The organism is Litoreibacter arenae DSM 19593 (assembly GCF_000442275.2).
Taxonomy (GTDB): Bacteria; Pseudomonadota; Alphaproteobacteria; order Rhodobacterales; family Rhodobacteraceae; genus Litoreibacter; species Litoreibacter arenae.
The window spans coordinates 21,851-34,495 of sequence record NZ_KE557306.1; the positions used below are offsets into that span (position 1 = coordinate 21,851).

The following is a 12,645-nucleotide window of genomic DNA, read 5'->3' on the forward strand; positions in this document are numbered from 1 at the left end:
AGAGGCGCAGATTACTCTGCGGACTGCTCGGCGGCAGCTTCTTCAGCTGGTGCTTCCTCGGCAGGAGCGTTCTTGGCTTCCTCCGCGGCAGCAGCCTTCGCGGCTTTCTCTTCAGCGCGGTCCTGCGCTTTCTTGCCCGGCTCGCCTTTTTTCAGGTTGGCGCGCTCTTTCTTCTCGATAACGCCAGCGGCTTCGAGGAAACGCGATACACGGTCGGACGGCTGAGCGCCCTGATCCAGCCAGTACTGCACGCGTTCCATGTCGAGCTTCACGCGCTCTTCGCTGTCTTTTGGCAACAGCGGGTTGTAGGTGCCCAGTTTCTCGACGTAGCGGCCATCGCGCGGCATGCGGGTGTCAGCTGCAACGACACGGTAGAAGGGGCGCTTTTTGGACCCACCACGGGACAGACGGATTTTCATTGCCATTGTTTGGTTCTCCTTAGGATGGCTTGGTTGGCGGGGTAAACCCCGCCCTACGATTGGATTTTCTTGTGGTTCTGGATGACTTCCCGAATGATGAAATTCAGGAAGGATTTGGCGAAGTCGGGGTCGAGGTCGGCGCGTTGTGCCAGATCCTCTAGTCGTTTGATTTGCTGCGCTTCGCGGTCGGGATCGCTTGGCGGCAGGTCGTGCTCGGCCTTCAGCTTGCCGACGGCCTGGGTGTGCTTGAAGCGCTCGCCCAGCGTATAGACAAGGATCGCGTCCAGCCGGTCGATGCTGGCGCGGTGTTCCTTCAGGATTTCGGCGGCGCGGGTCACGGCATCAGTCAAGGGGGAACCCTTTCGGCTTGAAGGCGGGGTCTTGGTAGTGGCTGATCTCCATGGCGATGCCGTGGGACAGCTGCGTGTCTTGCAACGCGCCGGGCGCAGGATGGCGGTAGACGGCGTCGTCGTCGCCAATGGATTTGGCGTCCTTGTCCTTGACGCAGCCAAGGCGTTCGGCCAGGCGGACCGAGTTCAGATTGTAGGGGTCCAGATAGCTGACGGCCCCATCCCAGCCAGTGGTGTAGAAATGGCGACGCGCGGCGTCGACGGCTTCCAGCGCATAGCCTTTGCCTGCAACGTCCGGCCAGATGATCCAGCCGATCTCGCGCTCCGGCCACATCGCGGGCTGCCAGCCGCCTGCCATGCCCAGCGTCGCGTCGCTGTTCTTGTCGTGGATCATCCACATACCGAAGCCGCGAATTTCCCAGTGGCCGATTTCGGCAGCATAGAGCATCCACGACTCGTAAGGGTTCAACGGCCCGCCCATGTAGCGGGCGCGGAAGCTGGTGAACGTCGCCTTGAAGTCGGGATAGTCCTGCGGCTCCGGCCCTTTGAGGACCAGACGTTCGGTTTCCAGCACGGGGATGTCGCGGTGGCCCATTACTTTTTCTTCCCGAACCCTGACAGACCCGGCGGCAGTTGGGCACCGCCGCCCAAACCGGGCATGCCGCCCATTCCGCCAAGCTTTTTGGCGGCGGCTTCCATGGCGGCGGGGTCGTTCATGTCGGGCATGCCGCCCTTGCCGAACATGCCCTTCATGGCCTGTTTCAGCATCCCGCCTTTGCCCATCTTCTTCATCATGTCGCCCATTTGGCGCTGCATCTTGAGAAGTTTGTTGAGGTCCGAGACCTCCATCCCCGCGCCCTTGGCGATGCGCTTCTTGCGCGACGCCTGCAAAAGCTGCGGGTTGGCGCGCTCGCGCTTGGTCATCGACTGGATGAGGGCAATCTGCTGTTTCAGCATCTTGTCGTCCATGCCGGCCTCTTTGGCCTGACCTGCCATCTTCTTCATGCCGGGCATCATGCCCATGAGGCCTTCCATACCGCCCATCTTGAGCATCTGCTCAAGCTGGTTTTTCAGGTCGTTCATGTTGAACTGACCCTTCTGGAAGCGCTTCATCATCTTCTCGGCTTGTTCGGCCTCGATGGTTTCCTGCGCCTTTTCGACCAAGGCGACGATATCGCCCATGCCAAGAATGCGGCCCGCGATGCGGTCCGGCTCGAACGTCTCCAGCGCGTCCATCTTCTCGCCAAGGCCGACGAACTTGATCGGCTTGCCGGTGACCGCGCGCATGGACAGGGCCGCACCGCCGCGACCGTCGCCATCCATACGGGTAAGAACGACGCCGGAGATGCCGATTTTGCCGTCGAATTCTTCCGCGACCTCGACGGCGACCTGACCTGTCAGGCCGTCGACGACCAGCAGCGTTTCGCGCGGTTTGACGATGTCGCGGACGTCTTCGACTTCCTGCATCAGCACTTCGTCGATTTGCAAGCGGCCGGCGGTGTCGAGCATATAGACGTCATAGCCGCCCAAGGTCGCCTGTTGCTTGGCGCGTTTGGCGATGTCGACGGGCTTCTCGCCCTTGACGATCGGCAGGGTGTCCACGCCGATTTGCGCACCGAGGATCGCCAACTGCTCCATGGCCGCAGGACGGTTCACGTCGAGCGACGCCATCAACACGCGCTTGTTGTTCTTCTCTTTCAGCCGCTTGGCCAGCTTGCCGGTGGTCGTGGTCTTACCGGAGCCTTGCAGACCCACCATCAGGATCGGGGCTGGGGGGCTGTCGATTTTCAACTCGCCCGGCGTGTCGTCGTCGCCTGCCAGCACATGCTTCAACTCGTCATGGACGATCTTGACGACCTGCTGACCTGGGGTGATCGACTTGGTGACGTTCTGGCCGGTGGCCTTGTCCGCCACGGCTTTGACGAAATCGCGGGCCACGGGCAGCGAGACGTCGGCTTCGAGCAGGGCGACACGCACCTCGCGCAGGGCGGTCTTGACGTCGTCCTCGGACAGCGCACCTTGCTTTGTGAGCTTATCAAAGACGCCGGAGAGGCGTTCGGACAGATTCTCAAACATGGGCTCTCGGCTCCTTTTTCTTCCTCATGGTTGGCCCATACCTAAGGTCGGACCGGCTAAACGACAATTGCCCCCGCCACTCATCACAAGTGGAGTCCAAACAAGCAGTTTGGCCCCCACGGGCGCGACGCGCTGATGGGGGGCGATCCCTGCCTCATGGCGGGGACCGGAAGTCTGGTGCTTCCGGATGTTGGGGCGATTTACGCCGTGGGCTGCTGTGAGTCAAGCCAAGCGTTGATCGTGTCTGCCATGCCGTGATGGTCGCTGAAATTGCTGTAGGCCAGCGTTAGCGGGTGCGTGCCGGCGCTTTGGCCTTCGGGAAAGACCAGCGCCACGCGGTAGGTTGCGCCGCCGTCTTTCGTGCTGCTCTGCTGCACGATGGCTTGGTCCACCTCGTTCAGCTCATGCACGACCTGAGAGCTGCCCAGCAGCGTTTTGCGCCGGAAGATAAGCCGGCCTTCAGGGCGCAGAAACAGCACCTGCGTGCGGCGGGCGAAGAAGTAGATCAGGATCAGGGGTATGACACTTGCAGCCATGAAGATGAGGCCCATAGGTTGACCGCTTAGGAAAATCGACAGGCCGATTGCAAAGAACAGCGCCCAGCCAGCGACCAGCGCAAGCGAGATGACCCAAGGCCGGTTTTCGATGATAAGCTGCTCGGGCAGATTGCGGGTGACTTTCATGGGGCGGAGCGTAGCGGGTCCTTCAGAATTGAAAAGGGGAGGCATCCCGCTTTCCTCTTGCAATATCGAACTGATCTGGAATGGTTCTCGCAGGTTTGCGCATCTGCGCACAAGGGAGACAACGCGAGATGGAAATCGACAACTGGGACGAATACCGCACCGCCTATCAGGTCGCCCGCCTGCGCACGGTCAGCGCCGCGGCCGAGGTGCTGGGCGTCCATCATGCAACCGTTATCCGGCATATCGACAGCCTGGAGGGCAAGCTGGGCGCGAAGCTGTTCCAGCGCCATGCCCGTGGCTACACCCCGACCGAAGCCGGGGAGGATTTGCTGACCGTGGCCGCCGCGACCGAGGACCAGCTGACCCAGCTTGCGGGCCGCATTCACGGGCGCGGGGCGTCGGTGTCGGGCGATCTGATCGTCACCTGCCTGCCGCAGATGTCACAGCTGATGGCACGGACCATCACGAAGTATCAGGGCGACAATCCCGAAATCCGTGCCGAGTTGATCGTCGACACGCGCCCGTTGCGGCTGGAATATGGCGAGGCGCATGTGGCGCTGCGCGCGGGTGCGCCCGGGGATGATCTGGACAATATCGTGCAGGAACTGGCGAAGATGCCCATGGGGCTCTATGCGCACAAGGACTATGTGTTCCGTCACGGTCCGCTGAAGGGGATCGAGGACATTCCCAACCACCGTTTCTGCCGCATGTCCACGCTGAACCTGCGCGCCCCTTTCATGCGCTGGATGGGTGAAAACGTGCCGGAGGAGAACGTGGTTTACAAATCCTCCGACACCAATACGGTGCAGGATGGCGTGATCGCGGGTGCCGGGATCGGGTTCCTGCCCGCCTATATCGGCAATTCGCACCCGGATATGAAAGAGATGCTACCCACAGAGCAGAGCTGGTCCTCGACCTTCTGGTGCGTGACCCATGTGGACCTGCATCGCACCGCCAAGGTGCATTCCTTCGTGACCTTTCTGAAGGAAGAGGCCAAGGGTTGGGCCACGCTCTAGCGCGGCGTGACCTGATTGAGCGCCTTCGGCGCGCGACATGTTTGGTGCTGTGGGGCGACGCGAGCCCAAAGGCGTGAGCCATGCGTCCGGAATTGAGCGGGGATGAATATTTGAGCCAAGATGAAGCTGTACGGGTGCGCGTCATGGTGCCGTCGCTGCGCGGTCATGCGGCGATGCTGCTGTTTTCGGTTCTGGTGGCAGGGTCTTTTTCGCTCGGTTCGCTGGCGGCCAACGAGATTTCGCCCGCAGCGCTCAACACCGTGCGCTTTGCGATCGCAGGTCTGGTGATCGGCGTGGCGGCGTTGGCGACGACAGGCCTGCCGCGCAGCGCGTTGGTGGCGCCGTGGCGCTATCTGCTGCTGGGCGGGATATTCGCGTCCTATTTCGTGCTGATGTTCGAAGGGCTGAAGACCGCAGCGCCGGTCAGCGCGGCAGCGGTGTTTACGCTGACGCCGGTGCTGACGGCGGGGGCGGGGTATCTGCTTTTGCGCCAGATCCTGACGGGGCGCATGGCGGTGGCTTTGAGCCTTGGCGCCGTCGGGGCGCTTTGGGTGATTTTTCGTGCCGACTTGCAAGCTGCACTCGCGTTCGAGGTGGGCCGCGGCGAGGCGGTGTATTTCGTCGGCTGCGCGGCTCACGCGCTTTATACGCCCTTGGTGCGCAAACTGAACCGGGGCGAGCCGCCGGTGGTGTTTTCCTTCTTCACGCTGCTGGGTGGTTTGGGGGTGCTGGTGGTCTGGGGCTGGTCCGACCTGTGGGCGACCGACTGGGTGGCGCTGCCGGTGATCGTCTGGGTGACGATCCTCTATGTCGCAATCGCCGCCTCTGCGATGACCTTCGTGCTGCTGCAATACGCGGCGCTCAGGCTGCCGTCCTCGAAGGTCATGGCCTATACCTATCTGGTGCCAAGCTGGGTAATCTTGTGGGAGCTGGCGCTTGGCGGCACTGCCCCGCCCGCGCTGGTGCTGGTCGGCGTGGCGATGACGGTTCTCGCGCTGCTGCTGTTGCTGCGGGATTGATGGCAGGGAACCAACCGCGCCTGTTTTGCGTTCACTAGCACAAGCCGCCGTTCCTGATGCGGCCCAAATACAAGGAGCGTCTTATGCGCAGTGTTATTTATGTGATTGGTCTTATCGTGGTTGTTCTTGCTGTTTTGCGGCTTGCCGGATTGGTTTAACCGCCCAATTCCTTACTCAAAAACTGCTCGAAGGCGTCGAAATTCAGCGCCTCGAGCTGGCCAAAGCTCTCGATCCAGACGATCGCCTCGCGCATCGCCTGAGGCTCCAGTTTGCACCATTTGACGCGCCCGCGTTTTTCCTGAGAGATCAGGCCGGCGCGGGTCAGTATGCCCAAGTGCTTGGAGATCGCTGCCAGTGACATGTCGAACGGCTCTGCCACATCGGTGACCGCCATGTCGTCTTCCAACAGCATTGTCAGAATTGCGCGTCTGGTCCCGTCCGCCAGCGCGGCAAATGTCATGTCGAGGGCTGTGCTCATGGCGACGTAATGGCGCGGTGCTGGCCGATCGTCAACCGAATGGTTGAATATGCTTTTGGGAAGCCTGACGCTCGTATGGGGTATTCTGTCGAGGGGAAAAATTCTCTTTTTCAATATATATCAATAGCTTGTCCGGATTTCGGGTTGCGATGTGTCGCAATTGACTCCGCGCACGGGTCGGCCTATCCCTCCTGCAAACCTCCAGAGGGGTGATTTTGATGTCCGAAGACCCGAACAAGGCCCAGCTGGACGCGCTGAGCGCCCGGATCGACGGACTGAAGAAAACCTCGCAGGCCGAAAAGCCGAGAGGGGACGAGCACTATTCGGGGGCCCAGCAGGGCTGGCGCATGGTGACGGAACTTGTTGCCGGTCTGGGGATCGGTCTGACCATCGGATACGGCCTCGACTGGCTGTTCGGCACATTGCCGATATTTCTGGTGATCTTCACATTGCTGGGCTTCGCGGCCGGGGTGAACGTCATGCTTCGCACCGCCAAAGAGGTCCAAAACGAACATGAGGCCAAAGAGGCCCGCAAGAAGGACTGAAGAGATGGCGACAGAAGCTCAAGGTGCGGAAGAAGGCGGTCTGGTTTTTCACCCGATGGATCAGTTCATCGTCAAGCCGCTGTTCGGCATGGGCGAGGTGGGGGCGTTCACCATCACCAACGTGACGCTGTGGATGGCCCTGACGGTCGTTTGTATCATCCTGCTTCTCGTCATGGGCACCTCGCGCCGCGCCATCGTGCCGTCGCGTAGCCAGTCCATCGCCGAGATGATGTATGGCTTTGTCTACAAGATGGTCGAAGACGTCACCGGCAAGGACGGCGTCAAGTATTTCCCCTACATCATGACGTTGTTCATGTTCATTCTGGTGTCGAACTTCCTTGGCTTGCTGCCGATGGCGTTCACCACCACGTCGCATATCGCCGTCACCGGCGTTTTGGCGATGATGGTGTTCCTCGCGGTCACCATTCTTGGCTTTGTCAAGAACGGCATCGGCTTTCTGGGCCTGTTCTGGGTCTCGTCCGCGCCGCTGGCACTACGCCCCATTCTGGCGCTGATCGAGGTCATCAGCTACTTTGTGCGCCCCGTCAGCCACTCCATTCGTCTGGCAGGCAACATGATGGCCGGCCACGCCGTTATCAAAGTGTTCGCAGCCTTCGCTGCCATCGCGGCGATCTCACCCCTGTCCATTCTGGCGATCACCGCCATGTACGGGCTCGAAATTCTCGTAAGCGGCATCCAGGCTTACGTGTTCGCAATTCTAACCTGCGTGTATCTGAAAGATGCGCTGCATCCCGCGCACTAAGGTTACGAAGACCAATCACCTCAATTCCATCGTAAGGAGAAAAGACATGGAAGGCGATATCGCACAAATGGGTCAATTCATCGGCGCAGGCCTGGCTTCTGTTGGCATGGGCGGCGCAGCCGTCGGTGTGGGCAACGTGGCTGGTAACTACCTGTCCGGCGCGCTGCGCAACCCGTCCGCAGCTGCGTCGCAGACTGCAACCCTGTTCATCGGCATCGCATTCGCGGAAGCACTGGGGATCTTCTCGTTCCTCGTCGCTCTTCTGCTGATGTTCGCTGTTTAAGAACCAAGCTATACCATCCTTACGGTCGGACGGGTCCCATGCGGGCTCGTCCGGTGTAACAAGGCACTTCGGAGGTCAGCATGGCTGAACATAACCTTAGCCCAGAAGCGCAGGGCATGGCCGATGCGCTTGGGGTTGACGGCGATCACGCCGGCGCCTCGGCGGGTATGCCACAGCTCGATTTTTCGAGCTTTGACAACCAGATCGTCTGGTTGCTGATCACTTTGGTGGTCATCTACTTTGTGCTGTCGCGCGTCGCGCTGCCGCGCATCGGATCGGTTCTGGCGGAACGTGCCGGCACGATCACCAACGACATTGCCGCCGCCGAAGACCTGAAACAACAGGCAATCGACGCGGAAGCTGCCTACGAGAAGGCCCTTGTCGACGCCCGCGCCGAAGCCGGCCGGATCGTTGGCGAGACCAAAGCTGCCATTCAGGTGGATCTGGACAAGGCCATCGCCAAGGCTGATGCCGAGATTGCGGCCCGCGCCGCTGAAGGCGAAAAGGCAATCGCGGCCATCCGTGACAGCGCCGCTGAAAGTGCCGCGACTGTGGCCAAGGATATCGCCAAAGACATCGTCGCCGCTGTGGCACCCGGGAAAATCGACGCCAAGTCGATCACCGCCGCCGTCAACGCCAAGATGAAGGGATAAGGGATGAAGAAGCTCCTCGCTCTTACGGCCGTTCTGCCCGCGCCTGCGCTGGCTGCAACCGGCCCTTTCTTCTCGCTGCACAACACCAACTTCATTGTGCTGCTGGCCTTCCTGCTATTCATCGCGGTGTTGTTTTACTTCAAGGTGCCGGGGATGCTGGGCGGTATGCTCGACAAGCGTGCCGAGACCATTCAGGCCGAGCTTGACGAGGCCAAGGCGCTGCGTGAAGAGGCGCAGACCCTGCTGGCCTCCTACGAGCGCAAGCAAAAGGAAGTGGCTGCGCAAGCTGACCGCATTGTTGCCGAAGCCAAACGCGAGGCAGAAGCTGCTGCGACGCAGGCTAAAGAGGATCTGAAGACCTCCATCGCCCGCCGTCTGCAAGCCGCCGAAGACCAGATCGCCAGTGCAGAGGCCAATGCGGTGCGTGAAGTGCGCGACCGCGCCGTCTCGATTGCTATCGCTGCTGCTGCTGATGTTGTCGCTGCCAAGACCTCTGCTGCGGACCAGAACGGCCTGATCGACGATGCCATCGCTCAGGTGCAGGCCAAGCTGCATTAAGCCAGCGACAGTGAAGAAGTTGTAAAGCCCCGGTGCCTGACGGCCCCGGGGCTTTTCTTTATTCCTTTATTGCTGAGCAAGCGTGATGCCATCGGTTGATCGCGGATCTGTTTGCCGAGCGACCCTCCGGGGGAGGTATTTTCGGAAAAAAGAAATCAGGGAGAAGTGCTGCTTGGTTAAGATATCGGAACGTTAACCTTAACGCGCTGCTGACAGGGAACACTCGTGCGGACGGCGGAGGCTTGGCCAATGTCGAAGATGCGCCCCGCCGCAGCCAACGGGCACACGACGGAGCGACTTCTTCTTCCACGGCCATCGGCGCCTCCGCCTGTACCGCAGGGATCGAATAGCGGAAGCCAAGTTAACAAAGCGTTACCCCGGCTTCTTTTTTCCAAAAATACCTCCCCCGGAGGGTCGGCTCGCCACGTCTCAACCGCCAGAGAGAGATTGCGCCAGTCGCATCAACTGCACAGCCTCGGCGCGATAGCCGAAGTGGTCATCGCCCTTGTTCGCATTCGCCAGCGTGATGGCATCGGCATAGCCCCATTCGCCCAGTGCCGTGTTGCCGCGGAGCAGTTGACCAAAGCCCGCGATCGCGGTGGCGAAACCGGCCTCAGTTCCGGTTTCGGCGATCTGCGTGGACACCACCTGTTCCAGTAGTTTGCTGTCTGACGCGCCCGGCTCCTTGTAGCGCAGGCGCAGAAAGGCGAGGTCAGTGGTGTTGCCTGCCTCTGCTCCCGCCCCGAAGCGCAGCGGGTCGGTGAGCACGGCGGGCGAGCCTACGGGCGTCACCTCATACAGCGCGGTGACGGTGTGGCCCGCGCCGATCTCTCCCGCATCAACGCGATCATTGTTGAAGTCTTCGCGCCGCAGCGCGCGTGTTTCGTAGCCGATCAGCCGGTATTCGGCGACGGTGGCCGGGTTGAACTCGATCTGTATCTTGACGTCCTGCGCAATGGTGAACATCGCACCGGAGAGCTGGTCGACCAGCATCTTCTGCGCCTCGGCCAGTGTGTCGATATAGGCGGCTTGGCCATTGCCGTTTTGCGCCAGCGTCTGCATCAGGGCGTCGTTCACGTTGCCGCGTCCGAAACCCAGCACTGACAGGTGGGTGCCGGATTTGCGCTTGTCGGCGACGAAGCCCTTCAACTCGGCATCAGACTGCATCCCGACGTTAAAATCGCCGTCGGTCGCCAGCAGCACGCGGGACACCTCGCCGTCGCGGCGCATCTCGTCTGCCAGCGCGTAGGCGGCGCGCAGGCCTTCGCCGCCAGCGGTCGAGCCGCCTGCTGACAGGCGCCTGAGGGCGTCTTCGATCTTGTTACGCTCCGTCGCTTTGGTCGGCTCCAGCACCGTTCCGGCGGAGCCTGCATAGGTGACGATGGCGACCTCGTCCTCGGGGCGCAACTGGCCCAGCATCAAGCGGAAGCTTTGCACCAGCAAGGGCAGCTTGCTTGCGTCCTGCATTGAGCCGGAGGTGTCCAACAGGAATACCAGGTTGAGCGGCGGCCGCTCGGTCACTTGTGCGCCCTGGATGGCGATGTGCATCAGCTGCGTGTCGGGGTTCCATGGCGTCTCGCTTAGCGTCACGGTCGGCCGGAACGGCACGTCGCCGTCGGGCGCGGGGTAGGCGTAGGGGAAGTAGTTCACCATCTCCTCCACGCGCACGGATTGCGGGTCAGGCATCTGTCCACGCGACAGGCTGGAGCGGACCCAGGAATAGCTTGCGGTGTCGACGTCGATAGAAAAGGTGGAGACGGGTTCTTCGGACGTCACCTTCAGCGGGTTGGGTGTCGCGTCGGGAAACTGGTCGCGCGACTGCGCGATCTGTGGTTGGGGCAGGCGGTCGCGGAATGCGCCGCTATTGGCGACAGGTTGGTTGCTTTCTACCGATCCCTGTGGCGCGGGTTGTCTCGCGACAGAGGCGGGTTCGGACGCCGGTGCCGCATCCAATGGGATTCGTTTCGCTTCGGATGAGCGGGACATGAGACGTCCGGTGGCGTCGTCGTCCAGTTCCAGATCTGCAACAGGGGGCGACGCGGGCGGCTCCATAGCGATTTCCTCGGCAACCGGCGCGGGTTGCATCGTTGAGGGGGCGGGCTGCTCGGTTACCAGCACCACGCCCACACCAATAATCACCAGCGACGAAGTCGCGAGCATCATTGGTTTCAAATTCGGTTTCGTAAACATCTGTCCAAGTCCTTTCAGAAATCCAGCCCGCTCGGGGCTTGTTTCTGTAGGACGTGCGGCGGGGCCTGATCCTTGGAGGCTGGCGAAATTTTCTTCGACCTCGCGCAGTGTGGCCTGCTTTTTAGCCTCGTTCGGCGCAGGTGCGTCGCGCAGGGCGGCGCGGAGTTTGTCTAGTTCATCCATCTATCCGGCCTCCTCTGTGGCCATTTCGCGCAAGTGGCGCTTCACTTCCGACATGCGCCACGCGATTGTTCCTTCCGACAGGCCCATGACCTCGGCGGCTTGGGCTTGGGTCAAATCCTCGCCCAAGGTCAGCGCCACGGTCTCGCGCAGCTCCGCTGGCAAGGCGCGCATGGCGGTGGTTAACCAATCCTGAGCCTGCGCAGCGTCCGCGGCCTCGGCTGCGCGGCGGGTGTAGTCCTGCCCCCAGCCCTCGCGGGCGGCGCGGCGACGTTGCGCCTTGCGGGCGCGGTCGGTCGCGGCGTTCAGCGTGACGCGGTAGAGCCATGTGGTAAACCGCGCGTCGGAGCGGAAGCTCCGCAGCTTGGCGGGCAGGGCGGCGAGGATGTCGTGGGTCAGGTCCTCGGCATCGGCCTTATGCCCTGTCAGCCGCCATGACAGGCGAAACAGCCGGTCGTAGTGGCGGCGTGCCAGCAGGCCGAATGCCTCGCTGTCCCCGTCACTGGCGGCTTGCGCCAAGGCCTCGTCGCTGGTTTTCATACGCATAGTGATGGTAGGACGCATGGGCGGCGTCAATCCTTGGAAAAAAGTTGAGAAAAATGACGAAAACCCGGCAAGAGCTTGATTCAGGTTATGAAAACGGGGCATTTATTCTGGACGCCCAGAGCTATGCGGACGCATGGGAAGCGGCCTCGGCTGAATTTCGGGCGGCGCATGACGGGGAGTATGACGTCTCCTACGGGGGCCACGCGCGGGCGAAGTTCGACCTGATCCGCCCTGAAGGCACCCCGAAGGGCCTGTTCGTCTTTGTGCATGGCGGCTACTGGCTGCAGCGGCACAAGGATGACTGGACCTGCTACGGCGAAGGCGCGTTGAGCGCGGGCTGGGCGATTGCGCATCCGGGCTACCCGCTGGCGCCGGAGGTGCGGATCAGCGAGATCACCGCGCATATTGCGCAGGCGGTTACCGCTTTGGCGGCACGGGTAGAAGGGCCGATCGTACTGGCAGGGCATTCAGCAGGTGGGCATCTGGTGGCGCGGATGGCGATGGCGGGCGTGTTGCCCGACGCGGTGGCCGCGCGACTGTCGCATGTGCTGTCGATCTCGCCCGTGTCGGACCTGCGCCCGTTGCTGGAGTTGACCATGAACGACACGCTGCGCCTCGATGCGGCAGAGGCGGCGGCGGAAAGCCCCGCCTTGGGCAAGCCGCTGGGCGTGCCGGTGACGGTTGTGGTCGGCGGGAGCGAGCGTCCGGCCTTCCTCGATCAGGCCCGCTGGCTGGCGGAGGCTTGGGGCGCGGAGCAGATCATTTTGCCCGGACGCCATCATTTTGACGTCATCGACGGGCTACGTGACGCGCAAAGCCCGATGATGCAAGCGGCGCTTGGCTAAAATCCCCCGCAGAGCCCTTTTTGCTATGGCGCGGGGCAGGT

General features: G+C 61.7%; 16 protein-coding genes. 8 read left to right on the forward strand and 8 right to left on the reverse strand.

Annotated features, from left to right (window positions below):
• Nucleotides 1-11 precede the first annotated feature (11 nt).
• The 5 genes from rpsP to THALAR_RS00175 form a co-directional block, all read right to left on the reverse strand.
• Nucleotides 12-425, reverse strand: a complete 414-nt coding sequence (rpsP, locus tag THALAR_RS00155; protein WP_021099420.1) for a 30S ribosomal protein S16 — start codon at nucleotides 423-425, stop codon at nucleotides 12-14.
• Nucleotides 426-472: 47 nt separating this feature from the next.
• Nucleotides 473-769, reverse strand: a complete 297-nt coding sequence (locus THALAR_RS00160; RefSeq protein WP_021099421.1) for a chorismate mutase — start codon at nucleotides 767-769, stop codon at nucleotides 473-475.
• The gene (locus THALAR_RS00165) at nucleotides 762-1,364 is read right to left on the reverse strand and encodes a GNAT family N-acetyltransferase (RefSeq protein ID WP_021099422.1); all 603 of its coding nucleotides are present in this window, start codon (nucleotides 1,362-1,364) and stop codon (nucleotides 762-764) included. Before THALAR_RS00165 ends, THALAR_RS00160 begins: the two co-directional genes overlap by 8 nt.
• Complete coding sequence (gene ffh, locus THALAR_RS00170; RefSeq protein WP_021099423.1) at nucleotides 1,364-2,845, reverse strand: signal recognition particle protein; 1,482 nt, start codon at nucleotides 2,843-2,845, stop codon at nucleotides 1,364-1,366. Before ffh ends, THALAR_RS00165 begins: the two co-directional genes overlap by 1 nt.
• Nucleotides 2,846-3,045: 200 nt before the next feature.
• Complete coding sequence (locus tag THALAR_RS00175; protein ID WP_021099424.1) at nucleotides 3,046-3,528, reverse strand: hypothetical protein; 483 nt, start codon at nucleotides 3,526-3,528, stop codon at nucleotides 3,046-3,048.
• Nucleotides 3,529-3,656: 128 nt separating this feature from the next.
• Between THALAR_RS00175 and THALAR_RS00180 the strand changes: the two genes are divergently transcribed.
• Together THALAR_RS00180 and THALAR_RS00185 are read left to right on the forward strand one after the other, a co-directional pair.
• A complete protein-coding gene (locus THALAR_RS00180; RefSeq protein WP_021099425.1) occupies nucleotides 3,657-4,544 on the forward strand; it encodes a LysR family transcriptional regulator in 888 nt (295 codons plus the stop codon).
• 143 nt (nucleotides 4,545-4,687) lie between these two features.
• Entirely contained in the window at nucleotides 4,688-5,563 is an 876-nt protein-coding gene (locus tag THALAR_RS00185) for a DMT family transporter (protein WP_021099427.1), read from the forward strand.
• A 154-nt stretch (nucleotides 5,564-5,717) separates the two neighbouring features.
• Here the strand turns inward: THALAR_RS00185 and THALAR_RS00190 are convergent, their stop codons facing one another.
• On the reverse strand, nucleotides 5,718-6,041 hold the full coding sequence (locus tag THALAR_RS00190; RefSeq protein ID WP_040816901.1) for an ArsR/SmtB family transcription factor: 324 nt from the start codon (nucleotides 6,039-6,041) through the stop codon (nucleotides 5,718-5,720).
• 218 nt (nucleotides 6,042-6,259) lie between these two features.
• Between THALAR_RS00190 and THALAR_RS00195 the strand changes: the two genes are divergently transcribed.
• The 5 genes from THALAR_RS00195 to THALAR_RS00215 all read left to right on the forward strand — a co-directional run bounded on the left by THALAR_RS00195 (nucleotide 6,260) and on the right by THALAR_RS00215 (nucleotide 8,843).
• On the forward strand, nucleotides 6,260-6,586 hold the full coding sequence (locus THALAR_RS00195; protein ID WP_021099429.1) for an AtpZ/AtpI family protein: 327 nt from the start codon (nucleotides 6,260-6,262) through the stop codon (nucleotides 6,584-6,586).
• A gap of 4 nt (nucleotides 6,587-6,590) precedes the next feature.
• Nucleotides 6,591-7,349, forward strand: a complete 759-nt coding sequence (locus THALAR_RS00200) for a F0F1 ATP synthase subunit A (protein WP_021099430.1) — start codon at nucleotides 6,591-6,593, stop codon at nucleotides 7,347-7,349.
• 46 nt (nucleotides 7,350-7,395) lie between these two features.
• The gene (locus tag THALAR_RS00205) at nucleotides 7,396-7,632 is read left to right on the forward strand and encodes a F0F1 ATP synthase subunit C (RefSeq protein WP_021099431.1); all 237 of its coding nucleotides are present in this window, start codon (nucleotides 7,396-7,398) and stop codon (nucleotides 7,630-7,632) included.
• Between the two features lie 116 nt (nucleotides 7,633-7,748).
• Nucleotides 7,749-8,285 carry a F0F1 ATP synthase subunit B' gene (locus THALAR_RS00210; RefSeq protein WP_040816903.1) on the forward strand — a complete coding sequence of 179 codons (537 nt, stop codon included), beginning with the start codon at nucleotides 7,749-7,751 and terminating at the stop codon, nucleotides 8,283-8,285.
• Nucleotides 8,286-8,288: 3 nt separating this feature from the next.
• On the forward strand, nucleotides 8,289-8,843 hold the full coding sequence (locus THALAR_RS00215; protein WP_021099433.1) for a F0F1 ATP synthase subunit B: 555 nt from the start codon (nucleotides 8,289-8,291) through the stop codon (nucleotides 8,841-8,843).
• Nucleotides 8,844-9,272: 429 nt separating this feature from the next.
• On the opposite strand, the gene THALAR_RS00220 is transcribed toward THALAR_RS00215, so the two are convergent.
• The gene (locus THALAR_RS00220) at nucleotides 9,273-11,216 is read right to left on the reverse strand and encodes a vWA domain-containing protein (RefSeq protein WP_021099434.1); all 1,944 of its coding nucleotides are present in this window, start codon (nucleotides 11,214-11,216) and stop codon (nucleotides 9,273-9,275) included.
• Nucleotides 11,217-11,753, reverse strand: coding sequence for an RNA polymerase sigma factor (locus tag THALAR_RS00225; protein ID WP_040817393.1), 537 nt, complete (start codon nucleotides 11,751-11,753; stop codon nucleotides 11,217-11,219).
• Between the two features lie 59 nt (nucleotides 11,754-11,812).
• Here THALAR_RS00225 and THALAR_RS00230 point away from each other — a divergent pair, with 59 nt between their 5' ends.
• Nucleotides 11,813-12,604 (forward strand): alpha/beta hydrolase, encoded by a 792-nt coding sequence (locus THALAR_RS00230; RefSeq protein ID WP_021099436.1) that lies wholly within the window; start codon nucleotides 11,813-11,815, stop codon nucleotides 12,602-12,604.
• Nucleotides 12,605-12,645: the final 41 nt, after the last annotated feature.

Excerpts from the sequence above, each read along its gene's own strand:
- rpsP (WP_021099420.1), bottom strand. The coding sequence starts at position 425 with ATGGCAATGAAAATCCGTCTGTCCCGTGGTGGGTCCAAAAAGCGCCCC.
- THALAR_RS00165 (WP_021099422.1), bottom strand. The coding sequence starts at position 1,364 with ATGGGCCACCGCGACATCCCCGTGCTGGAAACCGAACGTCTGGTCCTC.
- ffh (WP_021099423.1), bottom strand. The coding sequence starts at position 2,845 with ATGTTTGAGAATCTGTCCGAACGCCTCTCCGGCGTCTTTGATAAGCTC.
- THALAR_RS00175 (WP_021099424.1), bottom strand. The coding sequence starts at position 3,528 with ATGAAAGTCACCCGCAATCTGCCCGAGCAGCTTATCATCGAAAACCGG.
- THALAR_RS00180 (WP_021099425.1), top strand. The coding sequence starts at position 3,657 with ATGGAAATCGACAACTGGGACGAATACCGCACCGCCTATCAGGTCGCC.
- THALAR_RS00185 (WP_021099427.1), top strand. The coding sequence starts at position 4,688 with ATGGTGCCGTCGCTGCGCGGTCATGCGGCGATGCTGCTGTTTTCGGTT.
- THALAR_RS00190 (WP_040816901.1), bottom strand. The coding sequence starts at position 6,041 with ATGAGCACAGCCCTCGACATGACATTTGCCGCGCTGGCGGACGGGACC.
- THALAR_RS00195 (WP_021099429.1), top strand. The coding sequence starts at position 6,260 with ATGTCCGAAGACCCGAACAAGGCCCAGCTGGACGCGCTGAGCGCCCGG.
- THALAR_RS00200 (WP_021099430.1), top strand. The coding sequence starts at position 6,591 with ATGGCGACAGAAGCTCAAGGTGCGGAAGAAGGCGGTCTGGTTTTTCAC.
- THALAR_RS00205 (WP_021099431.1), top strand. The coding sequence starts at position 7,396 with ATGGAAGGCGATATCGCACAAATGGGTCAATTCATCGGCGCAGGCCTG.
- THALAR_RS00210 (WP_040816903.1), top strand. The coding sequence starts at position 7,749 with ATGGCCGATGCGCTTGGGGTTGACGGCGATCACGCCGGCGCCTCGGCG.
- THALAR_RS00215 (WP_021099433.1), top strand. The coding sequence starts at position 8,289 with ATGAAGAAGCTCCTCGCTCTTACGGCCGTTCTGCCCGCGCCTGCGCTG.
- THALAR_RS00220 (WP_021099434.1), bottom strand. The coding sequence starts at position 11,216 with ATGGATGAACTAGACAAACTCCGCGCCGCCCTGCGCGACGCACCTGCG.
- THALAR_RS00225 (WP_040817393.1), bottom strand. The coding sequence starts at position 11,753 with ATGAAAACCAGCGACGAGGCCTTGGCGCAAGCCGCCAGTGACGGGGAC.
- THALAR_RS00230 (WP_021099436.1), top strand. The coding sequence starts at position 11,813 with ATGACGAAAACCCGGCAAGAGCTTGATTCAGGTTATGAAAACGGGGCA.